This is a genomic window from Bacteroides mediterraneensis (assembly GCF_900128455.1).
GTDB lineage: Bacteria > Bacteroidota > Bacteroidia > Bacteroidales > Bacteroidaceae > Phocaeicola > Phocaeicola mediterraneensis.
This window is the reverse complement of the sequence record NZ_LT635783.1, coordinates 2446159-2464014: the sequence shown is the minus strand read 5'-3', so window position 1 is coordinate 2464014 and position 17856 is coordinate 2446159. Positions and strand designations below refer to the sequence as shown.

At 50.1% G+C, this 17856-nt stretch carries 30 protein-coding genes; 23 read left to right on the top strand and 7 right to left on the bottom strand.

The features are described from left to right. The first annotated feature begins 12 nt into the window (after positions 1–12). The 16 genes from BQ7480_RS10365 (at position 13) to BQ7480_RS10290 (ending at position 7067) form a co-directional block, all read left to right on the top strand. Complete coding sequence (locus BQ7480_RS10365; RefSeq protein WP_072542782.1) at positions 13–909, top strand: AAA family ATPase; 897 nt, start codon at positions 13–15, stop codon at positions 907–909. After that, positions 902–1570 carry an ATP-binding protein gene (locus BQ7480_RS10360; RefSeq protein ID WP_210436329.1) on the top strand — a complete coding sequence of 223 codons (669 nt, stop codon included), beginning with the start codon at positions 902–904 and terminating at the stop codon, positions 1568–1570. Before BQ7480_RS10365 ends, BQ7480_RS10360 begins: the two co-directional genes overlap by 8 nt. Before the next feature lie 19 nt (positions 1571–1589). After that, positions 1590–2033, top strand: a complete 444-nt coding sequence (locus BQ7480_RS10355) for a hypothetical protein (RefSeq protein WP_072542781.1) — start codon at positions 1590–1592, stop codon at positions 2031–2033. Position 2034: 1 nt separating this feature from the next. Further along, positions 2035–2616, top strand: coding sequence for a helix-turn-helix domain-containing protein (locus BQ7480_RS10350; RefSeq protein WP_072542780.1), 582 nt, complete (start codon positions 2035–2037; stop codon positions 2614–2616). A 2-nt stretch (positions 2617–2618) separates the two neighbouring features. Further along, positions 2619–2795: a hypothetical protein gene (locus BQ7480_RS17880; protein WP_154670763.1), complete on the top strand. Its 177-nt coding sequence runs from the start codon at positions 2619–2621 to the stop codon at positions 2793–2795. Between the two features lie 182 nt (positions 2796–2977). Then, entirely contained in the window at positions 2978–3511 is a 534-nt protein-coding gene (locus BQ7480_RS10345) for a host-nuclease inhibitor Gam family protein (protein WP_072542779.1), read from the top strand. Positions 3512–3642: 131 nt separating this feature from the next. Then, positions 3643–3960, top strand: coding sequence for a hypothetical protein (locus BQ7480_RS10335; RefSeq protein ID WP_083581801.1), 318 nt, complete (start codon positions 3643–3645; stop codon positions 3958–3960). Continuing rightward, the gene (locus BQ7480_RS10330; protein WP_072542776.1) at positions 3953–4288 is read left to right on the top strand and encodes a hypothetical protein; all 336 of its coding nucleotides are present in this window, start codon (positions 3953–3955) and stop codon (positions 4286–4288) included. The genes BQ7480_RS10335 and BQ7480_RS10330 overlap by 8 nt, the downstream gene beginning before the upstream one ends. A gap of 2 nt (positions 4289–4290) precedes the next feature. After that, the gene (locus tag BQ7480_RS10325) at positions 4291–4581 is read left to right on the top strand and encodes a hypothetical protein (RefSeq protein ID WP_072542775.1); all 291 of its coding nucleotides are present in this window, start codon (positions 4291–4293) and stop codon (positions 4579–4581) included. Next, entirely contained in the window at positions 4581–4781 is a 201-nt protein-coding gene (locus BQ7480_RS10320; RefSeq protein ID WP_072542774.1) for a hypothetical protein, read from the top strand. Before BQ7480_RS10325 ends, BQ7480_RS10320 begins: the two co-directional genes overlap by 1 nt. Further along, positions 4766–4975 (top strand): hypothetical protein, encoded by a 210-nt coding sequence (locus tag BQ7480_RS17760; RefSeq protein ID WP_139255755.1) that lies wholly within the window; start codon positions 4766–4768, stop codon positions 4973–4975. Before BQ7480_RS10320 ends, BQ7480_RS17760 begins: the two co-directional genes overlap by 16 nt. Then, complete coding sequence (locus tag BQ7480_RS10315) at positions 4969–5403, top strand: DUF4494 domain-containing protein (protein ID WP_139255754.1); 435 nt, start codon at positions 4969–4971, stop codon at positions 5401–5403. Before BQ7480_RS17760 ends, BQ7480_RS10315 begins: the two co-directional genes overlap by 7 nt. A 44-nt stretch (positions 5404–5447) precedes the next feature. Continuing rightward, on the top strand, positions 5448–5657 hold the full coding sequence (locus BQ7480_RS10310) for a hypothetical protein (protein ID WP_072542772.1): 210 nt from the start codon (positions 5448–5450) through the stop codon (positions 5655–5657). Further along, entirely contained in the window at positions 5638–5880 is a 243-nt protein-coding gene (locus BQ7480_RS10305; RefSeq protein ID WP_072542771.1) for a hypothetical protein, read from the top strand. Before BQ7480_RS10310 ends, BQ7480_RS10305 begins: the two co-directional genes overlap by 20 nt. After that, the gene (locus BQ7480_RS17605; protein WP_083581800.1) at positions 5877–6437 is read left to right on the top strand and encodes a DUF4406 domain-containing protein; all 561 of its coding nucleotides are present in this window, start codon (positions 5877–5879) and stop codon (positions 6435–6437) included. The genes BQ7480_RS10305 and BQ7480_RS17605 overlap by 4 nt, the downstream gene beginning before the upstream one ends. 384 nt (positions 6438–6821) lie before the next feature. After that, positions 6822–7067, top strand: a complete 246-nt coding sequence (locus BQ7480_RS10290) for a hypothetical protein (protein ID WP_072543989.1) — start codon at positions 6822–6824, stop codon at positions 7065–7067. Here BQ7480_RS10290 and BQ7480_RS10285 read toward each other — a convergent pair. The 7 genes from BQ7480_RS10285 to BQ7480_RS10255 form a co-directional block, all read right to left on the bottom strand. Next, positions 7064–7522: a hypothetical protein gene (locus BQ7480_RS10285; RefSeq protein WP_072542770.1), complete on the bottom strand. Its 459-nt coding sequence runs from the start codon at positions 7520–7522 to the stop codon at positions 7064–7066. The two genes, BQ7480_RS10290 and BQ7480_RS10285, sit on opposite strands and share 4 nt — an antisense overlap. Beyond that, on the bottom strand, positions 7519–8118 hold the full coding sequence (locus BQ7480_RS10280) for a phage virion morphogenesis family protein (protein ID WP_072542769.1): 600 nt from the start codon (positions 8116–8118) through the stop codon (positions 7519–7521). The genes BQ7480_RS10285 and BQ7480_RS10280 overlap by 4 nt, the downstream gene beginning before the upstream one ends. Before the next feature lie 93 nt (positions 8119–8211). Further along, the gene (locus BQ7480_RS10275) at positions 8212–9426 is read right to left on the bottom strand and encodes an LPD3 domain-containing protein (RefSeq protein ID WP_072542768.1); all 1215 of its coding nucleotides are present in this window, start codon (positions 9424–9426) and stop codon (positions 8212–8214) included. 86 nt (positions 9427–9512) lie between these two features. Beyond that, positions 9513–10799, bottom strand: a complete 1287-nt coding sequence (locus BQ7480_RS10270) for a phage portal protein family protein (protein WP_083581798.1) — start codon at positions 10797–10799, stop codon at positions 9513–9515. Between the two features lie 5 nt (positions 10800–10804). Next, complete coding sequence (locus BQ7480_RS10265) at positions 10805–11227, bottom strand: phage protein Gp36 family protein (protein ID WP_072542767.1); 423 nt, start codon at positions 11225–11227, stop codon at positions 10805–10807. A 2-nt stretch (positions 11228–11229) separates the two neighbouring features. Beyond that, positions 11230–12762: a hypothetical protein gene (locus BQ7480_RS10260; protein ID WP_072542766.1), complete on the bottom strand. Its 1533-nt coding sequence runs from the start codon at positions 12760–12762 to the stop codon at positions 11230–11232. A gap of 2 nt (positions 12763–12764) precedes the next feature. Then, positions 12765–13229 (bottom strand): hypothetical protein, encoded by a 465-nt coding sequence (locus BQ7480_RS10255; protein WP_072542765.1) that lies wholly within the window; start codon positions 13227–13229, stop codon positions 12765–12767. Between the two features lie 179 nt (positions 13230–13408). Here BQ7480_RS10255 and BQ7480_RS10250 point away from each other — a divergent pair, with 179 nt between their 5' ends. Genes BQ7480_RS10250 through BQ7480_RS10220 form a run of 7 tightly spaced genes read left to right on the top strand, consistent with a single transcriptional unit; the run spans position 13409 to position 17833 of the window. Further along, positions 13409–14383, top strand: a complete 975-nt coding sequence (locus BQ7480_RS10250; RefSeq protein WP_072542764.1) for a hypothetical protein — start codon at positions 13409–13411, stop codon at positions 14381–14383. Positions 14384–14410: 27 nt separating this feature from the next. Continuing rightward, positions 14411–15637: a hypothetical protein gene (locus tag BQ7480_RS10245; protein WP_235816670.1), complete on the top strand. Its 1227-nt coding sequence runs from the start codon at positions 14411–14413 to the stop codon at positions 15635–15637. Between the two features lie 13 nt (positions 15638–15650). Then, complete coding sequence (locus BQ7480_RS10240; protein WP_072542763.1) at positions 15651–16049, top strand: D-Ala-D-Ala carboxypeptidase family metallohydrolase; 399 nt, start codon at positions 15651–15653, stop codon at positions 16047–16049. Between the two features lie 13 nt (positions 16050–16062). After that, positions 16063–16521: a hypothetical protein gene (locus BQ7480_RS10235; protein ID WP_072542762.1), complete on the top strand. Its 459-nt coding sequence runs from the start codon at positions 16063–16065 to the stop codon at positions 16519–16521. Beyond that, complete coding sequence (locus BQ7480_RS10230; RefSeq protein WP_139255753.1) at positions 16460–16804, top strand: hypothetical protein; 345 nt, start codon at positions 16460–16462, stop codon at positions 16802–16804. Before BQ7480_RS10235 ends, BQ7480_RS10230 begins: the two co-directional genes overlap by 62 nt. Positions 16805–16817: 13 nt before the next feature. After that, the gene (locus tag BQ7480_RS10225) at positions 16818–17351 is read left to right on the top strand and encodes a hypothetical protein (RefSeq protein ID WP_235816669.1); all 534 of its coding nucleotides are present in this window, start codon (positions 16818–16820) and stop codon (positions 17349–17351) included. A gap of 2 nt (positions 17352–17353) precedes the next feature. Next, a complete protein-coding gene (locus tag BQ7480_RS10220) occupies positions 17354–17833 on the top strand; it encodes a hypothetical protein (RefSeq protein WP_072542759.1) in 480 nt (159 codons plus the stop codon). Positions 17834–17856 lie beyond the last annotated feature (23 nt).

The following is a 17856-nucleotide window of genomic DNA, read 5'->3' as shown; positions in this document are numbered from 1 at the left end:
CCTATTAAAACAATGAAAGGATTAACAACAGAAATGAAAGAACAGGTGCGTAGCGCACTGATTGCCTACCGCTCAAATTACCCTACGTTGAACCGTGCCGCAGAAAGCTTGCAGGGCGTAAGCTCGGCCACCGTGAGCCAGCTCTGCAACGGAAAGTATGAACTGATCAGTGATGAAATGTTTATCCGTATCGCTTCGCAGATAGGCTTTGCATTTGATTCATGGACACTACACGAAGGAAAGACCTTCAAGGAAATCACTTATGCGCTGACCGATGCACAGGCTTACAAGAACGTGACCTGGGTTGTGGGTGATGCCGGATGCGGAAAGACAACGGCAGCCATCGAATACCGCCGCACGCATCGCAATGTGTTCTATATCCTCTGTTCGGAAGATATGCGCCGTAGCGACTTTGTGCGTGAGATAGCCAAGCAGGTAGGCGCACCCACCGACACCACAAATCTTCGCGATATGCTGGAGAATGCCATCAGCATGATTTCTTTCCTGGGAAACCCGCTGCTGATTTTCGATGAGGGCGACAAACTGACCGACAGTGTGTTCAACTACTTTATCAGCATCTACAACCGTCTGGAAGGGCACTCAGGTATTGTATTTCTCAGCACGGATTATATCAAACGTCGGATGGAAGCCGGACTTCGCTACAACAAGAAGGGTTACAAGGAAATCAACAGCCGCATCGGACGACGTTTCTTCGATGTGTCTCCTACTGATCAGAATGACATCTACGCTATCTGCCAGGCCAACAACCTGACCGACCGTGCCGATATAGAAGAGGTGATTAAGGATGCAAAGAGAAGCGACAACGACCTTCGCCGAGTGAAAAGATGCATCCATCGCCAGAAGCGGATGATTGAGGCCCGTATGAAGAAAGGAGGCGGCAATGAATAAAGAGGATTCCACACCGCCCCCACAGAAAAAGAAGTTCACTTTCGACCGTAATGCGAAGGGGGTTCGTGAACTTCTTTCCATGAAGTTTGACGTGATGGATTTTGATGGCCCCTGGTACGATGCGTTTGGCACACCGGAGCGCAGAGGAGTCTGGATCATCTGGGGAAACTCCGGAAGCGGAAAGACCAGTTTTGCCCTCCAGCTCTGCAAGTATTTGTGTCGTTTTGGGCGCGTGGCTTACGACAGTATGGAGGAAGGTGCCTGCCGCACCATGCAGGATGCCATCCGGCGTACAGGAATGATGGACGTAAACAAGAAGTTCCTTCTTATCGACAACGAAAATATGGAGGAACTCAGCATCCGACTCCGTCGGCAGAAAAGTCCGGACATCGTGGTTATCGATTCCTTCCAGTACACCCGAATGACGTACCGCCAGTACATCGACTTCAAGGAACAACACAAGCGGAAGCTGCTCATTTTCATCAGCCATGCAGAAGGGCAGTTGCCAAACGGACGGGCCGCCAAAGGAGTGATGTACGATGCCTCGCTGAAAATCTACGTCGAAGGCTTTAGGGCCTTTTCCAAAGGACGCTTCGTTGGTCCCGTCGGTTACTATGACATTGTGCCGGAGAAAGCACGGCAGTATCACGGAGAAGAATAATCTATAATCATAAAATCACATGAAAACAATAATGAAAGAACGAACAGTGACCCCGCAACAGATTAAGGCACTGCAAGCCCAGTTTCACAAGATGGGTTTTTCCGATGAAGACCGTCACGGGTTTATCAGCCAGTTCACCGCTGGCCGCACCGACAGCACCGCCGGACTGACCAAGGAAGAAGCCGGACTGCTGCTAACCCGTTTCAATCGTGAGGCAGCCGAGCAAATCCGCAAACAGGCACGTGCATTGGTGAAACAGATATTCTCCCTGTCGTTCCGTATCTCCTGTCTGAACAAGAACTATACGAACGACACGATAGCAGACTTTGAAATGAACAAAGCGAAGATAAACCAGTTCTGCCGCACACGAAGCAAGTTCCGCAAGAACCTGACGGAAATGTCGCTGGAGGAACTGAAGGAAGTAAAAAGACAATTTGAGGCTATGGCCAGAAAGGAGGAATGATATGAGAAAGCAATCACAGATAAACCGTGCCATCGAGCACTTGAAGTCTTATAACGACGCTGCGAGCCGGATACAGGTGGAAGTCCTGGAAATGAAGTGTAGCGAATCATGGGTATTCAATCAGTATGTGCGCGACGTTCCGGAGGACGAACGAGACGAAACTCTTTTCTATGCCGCACGCGATGCGGCACAGTTCCTCGCCGGAAAGATTGGTATCAGTGCCATCTGTCCGGATCTGGAAGACGAACCGGAAGAGGAAGAAGAGGAAACAATCACTATTAGCCTATCGGAGTACAAAAAGCTTCTTCTTCGCCTGGAAAGAGTGGAAAGGAGGTTGGGCCTGAGAGTGGGCGATGTGGCACCGGCACCAAGGAAAGACATTTCCGAAGCCCCCGATGAACTGATAGGTCAGGCAGATGCGTGCCGCATGATTGGGTGCGCAAAGACCACCATCAAGCAATGGGCTAACAAAGGACTCATTACCCGTTATCAGAAAGGATACAACGTGTACTACAGCAGACGCGAGCTGCTCGGAAGCTCGGTAGTAAGAGATTACAAGGACAGTAAATCAAACAAGGAATAGCTATGGAACAGACAATCGAACAAATCCAGAACGAAATCATGAGACGCATGCAGCAGTTTGACTTCTGCGACCGCGTAACGATACTCCGTGAGCTGGAAAACTTCTGTGGCCAACAGGCCGACGAAGCAATGAAGATGGATTACGATATGGCTGCAATGGAGGACATGAGGGATGAATAGAAAGAAATACATCGTATGGAGAGTTCTATTTTACTATCCTGACAGACCGAGTAAGAGCATTCGCACATGCTGGCGTACAGACGATGTGATGGGTGTTAAAAGAATAATGCAAGGCCTTAACCCTGAAGGAAAAATACGTTTGTGTTATACAGAATTTAAATAACAATTAAAACTTAATTAAAATGGCAACAAAAAGAACAAAGAAAACAGTAATCAGCGGAGTAAGCCGCGAACAGTACGAACAGGCATTTGCCGAATTTGCAATGGCTGACGCAAAGGTCCAGTCACTCACAGCCAAGATGGACCAGGAAATGACAAAGATCCGTGAGAAGTATGCAGACCAGCTGGCAGAATTGAACGCGACAAAAGACAGTTCATTCGAAGTGATGCAGACCTACGCCACCGAAAACAAGGATACGCTGTTCAGCAAGAAAAAGAGTCTGGAATCGGCACACGGTATCATCGGTTTCCGCACCGGAAATCCGAAGTTGAAAAACCGGAAGGGATTTACCTGGGCAGCCGTGACGAACCTCTGTAAAGAGTTTCTTCCACAATACATTCGCACCACCGAGGAACTGGCAAAAGACAAGCTGCTGGCCGACCGTGACGTTCCGGAAGTTGCGGAACAGTTTGCCAACATCGGTGTAGAAGTGGTGCAGGACGAATCTTTCTATGTCGAACCAAAGAAGGAAAGCGATGCGGTCCAGACGGCCTAAATACAGTTATCTCCGTCGCGGTCACCTTTGGATTGTGTATCGCAATGAATACACCCAGTCCACATGTGAAGGCACTCCCATCGCGGAGTGCCGCTCACCGGAGGAAGCGAGGGAAATGGTTTATAAACTTAATGGATGGAAGAAAAATGGGAAAGTACAGAATTGAAAGAGAATTTATCAAGAAACCTATTCCAAAATATGCATTGGAAGTATCTGGATACTATCACAAAAGATTTCCAATTAAATCTCTTACAAAAGAGGAGGCAAAGGAAGAAATGGACATCATCGAAAGATACTTGAACAATTTTGTGTACATCGTTCGAAATTCCAAAAACACACTTGGCGTAACTCATAAGATAGAACGAACTGATAACCGCATTACGGTATACACGCTCTACGATACACCTATAATCACATTTTGGATTGAGGAGGAAAAGGAAGATGAATAAGTTATTCTGTTGTAAATGTGGAAAAGAGATTAATCCGGATGCAGGATATTACAACGCACCATCCGGTCCTCATTGCATATCCTGTTGGGCAGGGAAAGATATAAATGATAGGATAAAAGAGTATGGGAAAGGAATATATGTGATTAAGACTGGAGCTGGAGACTACTTGAAAAAAGGATACCCAAAACTTTCATCGGATTTTTCGTATGAATTATGCTTCGTGAAAGACATTAAGAATGCAAGAAAATTCAGAGGTTTTATTGAGGCTTACAATTTTCAGAAATTGTCTCCTTTCCTGGAGAAATGCGAAATCATTAAATTGGAATAACAATGGCAGAGCTCACCTTTGATTCACCCATCCGGCGCGACAAATGGCCGCGCTGGATGATCAAGCTACACGAATACCTGAAAAGGATATATGTAAGACCCATTCATGAGGTTGGATTCTACGACTACGACCGTCTGAAACAAATAATCATTGGAAAGATACTCTCGCTGAGGAAAGATAAACTGATAATGAACAGCACATCTACATTCGTTTACATCGTAGATGGTGGGGATGGGATGAGAGTCGTAGTCCTTCGTAACAACATAATCGTAATCACCTATTACCTGGAATAATGAACAATCGCACGCAAATCATCCTATTCACATCCTTTTCTATCATTCTTGGTCCGGTCATCGTGTTGGGATTTATCCTGAAACTGACAGGAAAGATTCTTGACATTATGGGCTGGCTCTGCTGGATGGAACCACGAATGGCCCGGAAAGGATGGGATGAACTAATCAAAAAAATCAAAGAATCATGGAACACAAATTAGGAGAAACATTCACATGGAACGGACATACGCTTGAAGTGGCCGAAGTGGAAGATCCGGACAAAGCATGCAGCGGATGCTGGTTTTTTGAGCACTCAATCAGCTGCTACGGAAAAGGCCTTGATTGTATGGACGATTCGAGGAGAGACCACACTAACGTAATATTTAAGAACTCAACAAAAATAGAAAAATTATGATGCACAACTGGTTTACATGCAAAATCCGTTACGAAAAGACAATGGAAAACGGAATGAACAAGAAAGTCACCGAACCCTACTTGGTAGACGCACTCAGCTTCACCGAAGCCGAAAGCCGTATTATCGAAGAAATGACACCTTTCTTTCAGGGAGAGTTTGTTGTGGCTGGTGTAGCAAGAGCAAACTATAATGAGATATTTCCAAGCGAAGAAGAGTCTGCCGACCGCTGGTATAAATGCAAACTTTGGTTTATCACACTGGATGAAAAGACCGGAGTGGAAAAGCGTACCGCATTTAATGTGCTGGTACAGGCTGCCGACCTTCGAGATGCCATCAAGAAACTGGATGAAGGAATGAAGGACACTTTGGCCGACTACGTGATAGCCTCCGTACAGGAAACCGACATCATGGACGTGTACCCCTACTAAGCAGACCCTGATGTGAAACCCGAATTTAATGATGCAGACAGAAGATGAAAACAGAAAAGACCTATATCCATCGCCGGGTATGCCTCTGCCGTCAGTGCGGAGGCACCGGCACAGTGACATTTTATGCCGAAAAGGATGTCCGACGTGAATATCCGCAACAGAAGGTGTGTCCGCAATGCCAGGGAAGCGGACGAATCTGGCTCAGCGGACAGGTGGTTAAAAACATAGAACCCTATGCAGAACCAGAACCTTAATCTGTTCAAGCCTCGCAGGGTGGCGGCGAAGATACACTACAGCATGATCAGTCAGTTCATGTTCGTGTGGATTAAGCACAGCCGCCCCTGCGACCTGAAAGTGCAACGCTCCAAGCAGAACCCGGAATACCTGGGTATCTGCTTTGATGTATCCAATAACAACACAATTGACATGATGCGTGATTTAAAAAAAAGTCTGAAAATTGAAATTATTGATTTATGAAAGAATATATGAAACAAGTGCCGTTTACGATAGACATGGCGAAGAAGATACACGGAGGACAGATACAAGGTGAAATCAAGACCCGTGAAGGCGGTAACGTAAGAGGATTGATTTTCAACGTAAACAACGAGAAATGGCCATTATGCGCTGTTATAACAAAGAATAACGGAACAGAAATAGTGTTATCATTCAATGTAGACGGTTCTGCACTTCCTTACATGGATACATCTGTATTTGACCTTACATTGTATGTGAAAAATGAAAACCGAAAGAAAGTATATATCTCCATACCGATAAGCGGGAAAGACATTACAGAAGTCAATATTCATGTAGATTTGGCAAAGAAGGGTTTGGAAAGTAATGATTACAATCCGATAACACCATTCGACGCATCGCCAGACTCAAACGCATCTTATGCAGAACACATGGGGAGAGACATTCAGGCTCTCTTGGAATGCGATGCAGTCTATTTCTGTCGTGGATGGCAAGAAAGCAAAGGATGTCAGGCAGAATACGAAGTAGCTAAGATTTACGGTATACAAATGATTTTTGAATGATATGAACGCAAACGATCAAGAAAAATTATGCAAAGACGGGTATGTCATTCTCAGAAGAATGGATACACCAAGTCCTCACATTAAGTACAAGAGTAAGTCGAATCCAAGGTCAAAAAATATGATGGTAATTACCAAAGCAAGGCTTATCGTGATAGGATGATGACAGAATTGCTCAAAAATGAGAAATACATTGAAGACTGATACAAAAATCCCCGACATTCAAAAGCCGGATGCCGGGGATTTTCATTTTTAATTATTCATAAACTAAAGTTCCCCGAGTAATTACATATCGTCCTTGTAGCGTTGTATGCATGTGAAAAGATGCATGAATATGCTATTTTATGTGTGTTTTTTCGTATTTTTGCAGAAAGTCAGCAGGGTAATATGGCCAGGAAAAATCGTCAGAAAATAATAGGTATGAGCTATGCCTTCCGCGTGCAGGATATTGTGCGGATTTACGATGAGCATGCACGCAGCGGACTGTCGAATAGGGAAATCCTGCGACGTTACATCTGGCCGAAATATCGTATCTGCGAAAAGACTTTCTACAACATCATCAATGCCAGTGCCGACCCACGTGTGATGGAGCGCATCGCACAGGCGGAACGGCAGCTGACACTTTTCGGTTAAAAGGTCTGTGTGGCCTGGCAGGTGAAATCGCTGATGTCTTCCACCAGTTCCTCATGGTTGTGGTTGGTGCTGCTGCCCGTTCGGCGGGTCATGCAGACCGCTTCATTCCGGGCAGACAGGAAGAAGTTGAACAGGTGCGCGTCAATCTTATCCAGCAGGTCAAAGCGTGCCAGCGATTCCTCCTGAAACATACTCCCATCCTTTGCACTTCCTTTCCATTTTGTGACCACATGCAGCCGGAATGGAACGTCTGCCTGCTGGACGGTTCCGCTTAGCGTGCGCCATTGCACGGGACGGAATTCGATGAACACTGCCGGGGTGTCAAACGGTTCTTCCTGCTCGATGAATTCCACCTGCTCGTTCCACAGGTCAATGTGCCGGATAAGCGGCTGTCCGCTTTCATCCTTCAGTTCTTTCAGTGCTTCGGTCAGGCCGAGATAAAGCATACGTCTCATAGTGTGTCAAAGTTTTTAGCGTTATTGTAAAAGATTTCTTTCAGCAGTTTTTCCAGGTCGGGATGGTTGCCGATGAACTGGCGTTTGGGTATAGTAATTTTGCTACCTACCTTTTTCAGGGCCATGGCACGATAGAACTCCGCTTCGGCGGTAAGGGCACGGTTCCGCTTGTTGTTGCGTGGTGCGCCGTTTTTCTTTCGTTGCAGGTTGTAGCTGAATCCGTCGGCAGCCCTTCCGCCGGTCACGGTCTGATAGCGGTACCAGAAGTACTTCTTCATCTTCCGTGTCACGGTGATGGTGCCTCCTTCATTATGTATCCGGGCATACGGTTCAGTGGTCTCGATTACCACGCTGTCGCGGCTGGTGATGCGTCCCGTGATGCTGCGTCGCAGGTTCCCTGTGCGGACGAGCAGCCCCCGGCTCTTGTCGTCGTTGAACTTGCGTCGTGCCCACTTCTGGTTGAAGAAGGCTTCGCGCTCAAAGTTACGGTCAAACTCTTCCAGTGCTTCCGTCCGTATATCCTTCAGCGTCTCCCTTACCAGCAGGTTGATGCGCCGCTGGAGGTCACGTGTCACCTGATTTGATTTTTCAGCCATTATGCATTGTTTTTTAATGAATTAATCGTATATTTGCAAAAGAGAGAGTGACTCGAGGTACTGGGTTGGATTGCAGATCCTTCACTAAAGGCTTCAGTCGCTCTCTTTTCTTTTTTTCAGCTTCTCCACGATGGAATAGAACTGACACTTTCCGTCCACAAGTTCCCTGATTACGGCAAAGGAATCCTCATCGGCTATACGGATGCGTAGGTAATGATATTTCATGACCATGGGATTTCCTTTTTCATCCGGACGTTCCAATACGTGTTCGGCATCTTTCAGCAGATTAATCAGGTTGTAGACCGCTTCGTTCTTTGCCCTTACATACTTGTGGGGCTGGTTCAATGCTTCCTTGATTCCGTTTGAGGTGAATTCCACCGGATTCTGTATTCCCTGTACCAGCACGGTTTTCCCGACCAGATTTTCTTTGGCCCACTGACGGACAGCCTTACGTTGTTCCTTCAACTTTTCTTTTCCGGCACGCATTTCCTGCAGCAACCTGCACGCCCGGCATACCTCATTGTCCGGAATGTCGGCAGCCAGCTTCATCTTGTCTGGACGTACTTCGCACTGGTTGCATTTGCGCAGGGTGTATCCGTTGTATGCCGGGAAGGTGGTCATCCGCTTGCCGGGGTTGAACATGAACATTTCCTGATACTTTCCGGCAGTGGCCTGACTGCCCAGGTTCATGGCTTCCTGCTCGTTGCTCACGGGGTATTTGTCCTTGCGTACCTGCACCACGGTACAGCGGCAGTTCCAACCGTTAGGCGGGAAATATTTGTCCCAGAACGGGCTTTCGATGGGCAGGGTGATGTTGTGCAGCATCCGGTGGGTACGACGTACACGCTTGTCTCCCACGGTGCGGTATTGCAGGTAGTAGCGGTCGCCGTCCTGTTCGAACTGTTTCCACCGTGCGGCCATCAGGGAAGATGCCTGTGCGAAGTTGTATTCCGTACGCAGGTACTGCACATTGTAGGTGTCATACACCTTTTGAACTTCATTTAAAAACTGATTAAACGGTTTTCTGTTTCCTTCCTCATCCAACAGGGAGGGGAAAACCTCGTTCAGTTCGTGGAAGGTCTTGATACCGCTGAACACGTAGTTCGACTCCTTCAGACGTTGCACCGATATGTCGTCCAGCTTGACTTCCTTCAGAGCGGTGTCCACCGCTCCGTCCAGTACGTCGGAATGAGTACGGATAAAACGCTGCACCTCTTCGACAGTCAGGCTTTCGGGCGATACTTCTGCCTGCTGATAGAGCCATCCCATGAGCAGCATCCATCCGGCTTCCAGGGTGGGGAACTCCATGGCTTCTTCCGTTTCTTCCTCTTCCTCAGCCGCCAGTTTCAGGATGTCGGCGTACCGCTGATGCAGCCCCTTATAATCTTCGGGGCTTAGTCGAAAAAAGGGTGTTCCCCTTCCGGTAATACCAGCTTTTTCCCTTCCTTTCCGGACTTCTGTTGTGTAGTTTTCTTCATATCCGGCACCGTGATGGAAGAAGTGTCTTTCTTCCGCTTCAGCGGGATGTTGTATTTGTCTACAAAGTATTTTGGCTCCACTTCGTAATGCTCCAGCAGCAGACGCTCGTAGGCCACTTGCTGTTCGGGCGTATAGTCTACCGACTCATCCCACGCGAAGCGGAATCCTGTCAGCGGGAATCCGTGACGGATCATGCGGGGAATAAGCTGCCAGTTCACCAGGTCGCGGATGAGGTCGGCATCCTTCTGAATAAGGTTTTCCAGCATCTTACGGTGTACCTCGCTCTGCGAAAGACTGGCTCCGTCTTCCATGGTCATGGTCACGGTAAGGATTCCCTTCGATATTTCCGAATTGCAGCGGTCGATACGCTTGTCGTACACATTGAACGCATCGGCACGGGTGCTTTCCTTCAAGTCGATGGTCGTTCCTTCGGGGAACAGTCCGTAAGCGGCTGCTCCCATGTCGCGCAGCATCCGTTCAATACGGTCGTATTCCTTCGGGTCGCGGCTGGTGGTAGTCGCCACTCGCAGCGGCATACCGAATATTTCTCCGAACATATCCCAGAACGAACACATGTTCTTTTTAGGAATGGTCTGCTGGGCGCATTTCAGATACAGACCCAGATTATGCGTGCCTCCGGCTTCGATGCACCAGTCTTTCATCTCGCTGTTCCGGTAGTCGTAGCCCACCTGCCAGGTGTCGTTTTCGTGGGTGATGATGACACCGTATTCGGGAATGACGTGGGTACGCGGAATCAGGCTTACCCGGTTGTAGGCCATCCGTCCGTCCACTTCCACCACGTCGCCCAGTTCAATAAGTGAATGACCGTAGTAATTGCTTTCCAGTGCCATTCGCATGAATTCCTTAAACCAGGGAGCCTCCAGCAGTTCCGTCAGTTCCGGATTCTCCACACCCTTCGCGTCGCAGAGCTTGAAACTCTTGTTCAGTACGAATCCCATGCGCTGTTGCACGCATCCGGTCAGGTGCAGGTCGGCATCCACATCGGTATAAAGATTCAGCAGACGGGTACGGTTTGGGTTGTCTACGTTGATAGCCATCTGCCATGCACGCCGCCAGTCGGCCAGGTCACGCCGTGTCAATGCTTCCGTGAGCAGCTGGAGCTTGACACTCATTTCCTTGATGCGCCGTCTTTCGGCGGCATTCATCCGGTTGAGATATTCTATTTTCGGTTTCTTTGCCATAGTAGTTACCAGATATAATTGTTACGTTTGTCGGAGCCGTAGCGTATACCGGCGCCGGTTTGTTCTCCTTCTTCGCCCGTGGGTTGCAGCTCGGGCAGGTTCATGACCGCCTTGCCTGACTGAACCTTCTCCAGATAGGCGATGGCGTTTTCAAACTGTTCCTTCCGGATTTCGTAGCCCATCTTCTGTGGCAGACTGAGCACCATGAAGTAAAGTGCCAGGTCGGCCACCAGCCCCACGAGGTCAATGTTTCTATCTTCTCCCTCGGCAGTGAAGGCCGCTTGCATGTCATAGCGTCCGTCCAGGTAGCTGGATATCCGGTCCATGGCACGTCGTTCGGCCAGCAGGCGGTTGTCGTCCGTAGACTGCTGGATGATTTTTAGCGCATCGCTGCTCACCTGTATGTAGTCTTGTTCGGTGATAAACATAGTTACCATGAGTTTTTAGGAGGCCGGCGAACACCCAGCCGGGGTGTGAACGAAGCCTCACGGGTTTGTTTCTGTAATTTATAGATAGCTCCCTCGCAGGCATCGGGAAAGTCGTCGTGTGCCCGGCTTCCCTGCTCGAAGGCCAGCGTCTGGTCAATTCCGGAACGGAGGTCGGGGTCTTCCTTCAGCTTCTCGTTATACCAGAAGAATCCTCGTTCCCACAGCGGACTGACGGCTTCCACACGGGCGAACTTGTCGGGCTTCTTCCGTTTGTCCGGCATGATAGGAAGCTGGTAACCTCGTGCGTCTCCTTCTCGCTGGAATTCATCGAGGATGGTATCCTGCATGAAGTTGGCTTCCATGTAGATGCTGACTGCCGCATCTTCCGGCAGTGACTCGTAGACATCGTAGAGCCAGCGGACCATTTCTCCCACGCTGCACTGGCGGCAGAAGGCACGCAGCAGATGCAGTTCCCGGTGGGAGGCGGTTTTCAGTCCACGCCTGGGGCGACCTATCATGGCGGCAGCCTTGTAGTCGTTCTTTCCGGAGGATTTCCACGAAGGGTCGATGTAGAGCACAATCTGCTCGTAGTATTTCAGCTTCAGCATCCGCCTCCATCGTATCCACCGTTCCTGAAACACGGCTCCCTCGGTGATAGGGTTGTTCATGTATTCCTTCTGAAACGAGCGGTAGCCCATGAACTCCTCGCGGTCGCGCAGCTTTTCGATGGTGTAGAACTCCGGCCAGGCTGGATTCCCGTTGCGGTCGATGGCATTCACCTCGATAGTTTTCACGGTAGGCGTGTCGATGATCTTCTGTAGCACGGAGTTTTTCGCGATAAGGTTACCCACCATGATGAAACGCCCGTCCTTACCGCCGAAGCAGCCGAACAGGGCTTCCTTGATCCAGTTGGTCATTTCCCGTACACGGGCTTCGCTCCGGCACATTTCATCGTCGTCGAGGTCGTCCACCACGATGTAGTCCGGACGCATTTCACGAAAGCGCAGACCACGGGGTGACTGGCCACGGCCTCGGGAGAAAAAGGCGCACTGGTCTTTGGTGACAAATTCGCCTTCCTGCCACATGCCGCTGTTGTACTGTTCGCTAAAGTCCCGGATGATATACTGGTTGTACTGCAGTTCTGCCTGAAGGTCGCCCAGCAGACCGTCGGCACTGTCCTCACTCTTGCCGACCAGTACCATAACGTGCAGCTCACCCCGGAATTTCAGCCAGAGCGGGATGCCGATGTCCAGGTGTACCGACTTGGCATGACCGCGCGGCCACTTACAGACCAGCCGCAGTTCCGGATGAGCGGCGATGTAGCGTGCCGCCTCGTTATGAAACCGGGCATTCGGGCACTGGCAGTAGTGCGACAGGTAGCGCTGGCAGAAACAATCGTAATCCTTCAGGGCACGGGCGATGTTCCGCTTGCGTTCCGCTTCGGTTTCCACCCGTTCCTGCGAGGTCATCTGTTTCACCCGCTTGCAGTGTTCCTGCCATCGTTTCAGGGCTTCTTTCTTTTCCTGTTCCGTCATGCTCAGCCTCCTTTCTGGGCGAAGAGTTCATTCAGGTAATCGTTGTGCAGCTGGTTCACGAGCTGGAACAGTTCGTTGGTCAGCAGGGGATACTTGTCACGGTTCGCAGCCAGCCAGTTCTCAAAGTCAATCATGGTGTCGATTCGGTCTACCACGCTGGCTTTCTTCTCCAGCTTCTCGATGGCCGTGGCCGTCTTGATAAGCTTGTCTCCCAGACTGGCCAGCATATCTTCGTTGCCCGGCTCGTTCGCCTTGTCGAGCAGGGAGTTGATGGAAGACAGCAATTTGTTCACCAGTTCCGGACGGGTGATATTGCGTGCCGCCTTCATCTCTTTCCAGCCGAGGGTATTAATCCACCGGCTGAGCGTCTGACGGCTCACTTCCACTTTCTGAAGAATCTCTTCCTGCGAAAGCCCGCTCATGTAGAGCACCCGTGCCAGCTCCTGTTTTGTGTCGTTTTTAGCCATGTTTTACCTTGTATTTATATTCGTTTACGACAAAGTTCATCCATTTTCGTGCATCCACGAAAAAGGGGTGCAAGCGTTACAGAGAACAGTGCAGCATTTACACACTTCCTTGCAACCGTTACACACTTTTTTGCCCGGACGGGAAAGGCAGAGTAAGTTTGCGTCAAACGAACGGAAAAATGGCAAAACGAATCAGAATATCGAACGAAACGCTGAACTGCTACGGCACGTGGATCCGTACCGAAGGCATTGACCTGACGCAGTTTAACCGGAATCCAGTACTGCTCTGGATGCACCAGCGGGGCGTGGTAATAGGAATGATCAAGGACATACGCGTAGCGGATGGAGAAGTGACCGGCGAACCCTGGTTTGATGAGGTACGCGAAGAATCGCGTCTGGCAAAGCAGCAATGGGAAAAAGGCACGCTACGTATGGGTTCGCCCAACTTCGAGATACTGGAAACGAGCGAAGATGCTGCCTTGCTGAAACCCGGACAAACCCGTCCTACCGTGACCCACTGCAAGCTGATGGAATACAGTATGGTGGACATCGGCGGTAACGATGACAACATCCGGCTCTCTTACGAAGGGCGGGAAATCAGACTGGATGCAGGAGGCGGATGCGACCTACCGCTGTTGAATGAAAGCTTTAATGAAAACCAAACATTACAGACAATGAACGAACAAATGAAAACCATCGCCCTGATGCTGGGGCTGGCGGACACCGCCACACTGCAGGAAGTGCAGAAACAGATTAACGTGTTGCTCGGCTACCAGACGGCTAACGCGACGCTGCGTACGGAAAAGGAGAAACTGGAAAAGGAACTAGACACCCTGCGGCTGGCAGGTATCACTAATCTGGTGGAGGAAGCCGTAACAGCAGGAAAGATTGAAGCAGGGAAGAAAGCCCACTTCATCGAGCTGGGAAAGAAGGTAGGGCAGGAAAGCCTGAAACTGACCTTTGAGGCCATGCACGGCACGGTAAAGCCGTCGATGATGCTGAACCGCAGTACCGACCGTACGGCTACCGGCGAATGGAAGAAACTGAGCGAAGTTCCGGAAGAGGAACTGAAACTGATGCGAAAGGACGACCCGCAGCAGTACCGCAGGCTGTACAAGGCTGAATACGGTGTGGACTGCCCCGAACTTAACTGATTGTTGAACACAAATTAAAACACGAACATGAGAAAAGAAATCGTAAAATTCGTAACCGGCACACTGGTGAATGTGCTGATGAGTATCGTTATCCTGGCTTGCCTTGGAATTCCGAACGCAGGATTCTGGGGGCTGATTGTAGGAGTGGTGCTTCCTATTGCACTGGGTAAATTCCTTCCGAAAGGTGCGGCACTGGAAGGTGTCTATACAGAAGTCTGGACGGGCGAGCTGGTGAAACAGCTTCGCGGAGGAATGACTGCCTCGTGGCTGGACGGAGTATCCGATTATTCGGCTGCGGTGAACAACGAAGTGGTGCATCTGGTAGATGTGGGTGGCGACCCGGACGTGCTGATTAACAACACGACGTATCCCATCGCCGCACAGGAACTGGAAGACGGGGATATTGCGTTGGGCCTTGACAAGTTCCAGACCAAGAAAACTGCCGTATCGGACGACCAGCTCTTTGCCATCTCCTACGACAAGATGGGCAGTGTGATCGAGCGTCACGGTGATGCCATTACCATCGCCAAGTTCAAGAAAGCGGCCCATGCGCTGGCTCCGAACAGCAATACGGCGAAGACTCCGGTGGTGCCCACTTCCGGAGATTTGGATAACGGACGCAAGAAATGTACCCGAAAGGATATTATCGCCTTGAAACGCAAGCTGGATGCCTTGCAGGTTCCCACCGCAGGCCGCCGTCTGGTGCTCTGCTCAGACCACGTGAACGACCTGCTGGAAGACGACCAGAAGTTCCGCGACCAGTATTACAACTACACCTCCGGAAAGATTGCCAACATGTACGGCTTCGAGGTGTACGAATTCGAGAACTGTCCATACTTTACCAAGGAAGGAACAAAAGTTCCGTTCAAGAACTCGCCTTCGGGCACTGACCATCAGGCATCCTTCTGCTTCTACACCAAGCGGGTGTTCCGTGCGCAGGGTAGCACAAAAATGTATTACCGCGACGCACAGACCAACCCGGACTACCAGCAGAACGAAGTGAACTTCCGTCACTACTACATCGTACTTCCGAAGAAGATGGAAGCCATCGGTGCCATCTACAGTTATGACGGTTCTACTGCACAGACATCCGACCAAAGCGTAGAACCTGACAAGAACTGGGCTGAGACCAGACGCGAAGCGGAAGCTTCCAAAATGGCCATGGCTATGTCTGATGGAGGAGAAAATGGCGTGAGCGGACTGGAAGAAAAGTTGCAGGAAGACCCGGCGGCCGGTGAGGAACTTGAAGCATAAGGAGGAATAAGTCATGAAACACTTTACAATGGGTGAACTTTGTGCCAGCACCACCGCCGACGCTCATGGAATCAAGAATACACCGCCTCTTCAGGAGGCAGGTAATCTGAAAGCCCTGGCCGACAACGTGCTTGACCCGCTCCGCGAATGGTACGGAAAACCTATTACCGTCAATTCAGGGTACCGTTGTCCGCAACTGAACCGGCTGGTAGGAGGTGAGGCAAGCAGCCAGCATCTGAAAGGAGAAGCTGCCGACATTACGGCAGGAAGCAAGGAAGAGAACCGGAAACTCTTTGAGTACATCCGTGAGAATCTGCCTTTCGACCAGCTGATTGACGAAAAGAATTATTCCTGGGTGCATGTGTCGTACAAGCGCGACGGAAATAACCGGAAACAGACATTGAAACTTTAAAGACAAACCTGCCATGAGCGATACAATCAGGGAAATTATACAATGGCTGTTCGCTGGCGGAGGGCTGTTGGCCCTGATTGAGCTATGGCGGACACGCCGGAAAAACAAGGCAGCATCGCAAAAGGACGTGGAGTCATATTTCCAGACCATGTACGAAGCGAACGGGAAAACCATGATCGGCCTTCAGCATAAAATTGACGAATTACAGAACTTAACCATCAGACAGGATGAACGCATATTTAAATTGGAACGCATTACGCGCCGGGCTGCTGTGTGCCGTTATTGGGGCAGTTGTCCTCTCCGTTCAGAGCTGCAAAAGTACAAGCAGTTTACAGGAGAACCGGACAGCCGTCCGAAAGGACAGTCTGACGCAGACCGCAACGAAGGTGACTGCTTACGAACCGGTCCCGATGACGCAGACGAGTCTGGCACTGGATGCCGACCGCCTCCTGCTTCTTCCTACATTGCCTGAAGGCGTCGGCCTCACTGCGCACGATGGCCGTTTGTCTCTCCGTGCGGAGAGCGACGGGAAAGGTGGTGTGAACATCACAGCGCAGCATGAAGGTGAAGAACGCAAGGTAATCCAGGAAGAGAAAACCACTTCAAACCGCATCCGCGATGAAGCGGAAAGTCAACTGGAAGAAGTGAAGGAAACACGCCCTGGAGTGCAGGGATGGCTGACAGGAACAGCCCTGACCCTGCTGGGGATTTCCCTTATCTGGCAACTGATTAAATATTATTTAAGCAAACATTAAAAACGACAAGATTATGGATAAAAGCAACGGACTGATGTATGGTGTGGCAGCCGTCAAGTTCAAAACATCGGAAGGACAGGAAAAGACACTGGGCTGGCTGGATGAAAACGGGATGCAGCCGGCAGGGAATGCGCCTACCTTTATGGATGTGAATGCCGCACAGGTAACAGACGGACCGGTAGACAGCATCATGACCAATCCGGGAAGTGACGCGTTCACGATGAACATGATTCGGTTGAAAGCGGAGGACATGGTGGATGTGTTCGGCGGAAAAGCAGAGGCAGACGGTTCCTATACGCCCCCGACAAAGAAGGTTGTCAATGGCGTGCTGACCATTTCCATGCATTCCGGACATAGTTTCCGTGTTTTCAATTCCCGATTGAGCTGTAACGGATGGCAGAACGGTATCAATATGCAGAATGTGCTGGCAATGGGTATCCGTGTGGATATTCTGAAACCCACAGACGGTAAGGAAAGACGATACCGCATCTATCCTCCCGGAGTGGAGCCTGATACCGCAGACTCAACCGCAGACGCAGCAGGATAAGTATGAAGGCACAAGATATAGAACTGCTGGCAGGCATCTCCCTCAGTGACGGGGGAATCAGCCTGCCGCTTCATACGGTGTTGCGGAAGCGTCCGTTCCGCATTACGATGAAGACACCTACCACCCGGAGCCTGATCCGTGTCAGCCAGCGCTACCTTCGTATCGGGGTTACTCCGGAAGAATACGACGGATACAATCTGGACCAGCGCATCCGGTTTGTCTTCCTGCATGGTAAGGACATCAGCCGTATTGTGGCATACGGAATCGTGAGAGGGCCTGTACTGGGAAGAGTGCTGAACCGCCCGGTGGCCTGGATACTCCGTGAACTGATGACACCCGACGAACTTGCAGCCGCCTGGCGGCAGGTGCTGAACAGTACATCTACCACGTCTTTCGGGATTATTATCGCATCGGCAGCAGCCTTGAACAAGATGCAGCCCTTAGCGAGCCGGAACGAAAGCGCAAACGACAGGAGGAGTTAAAGAAGGGACATACGGAACCTTCG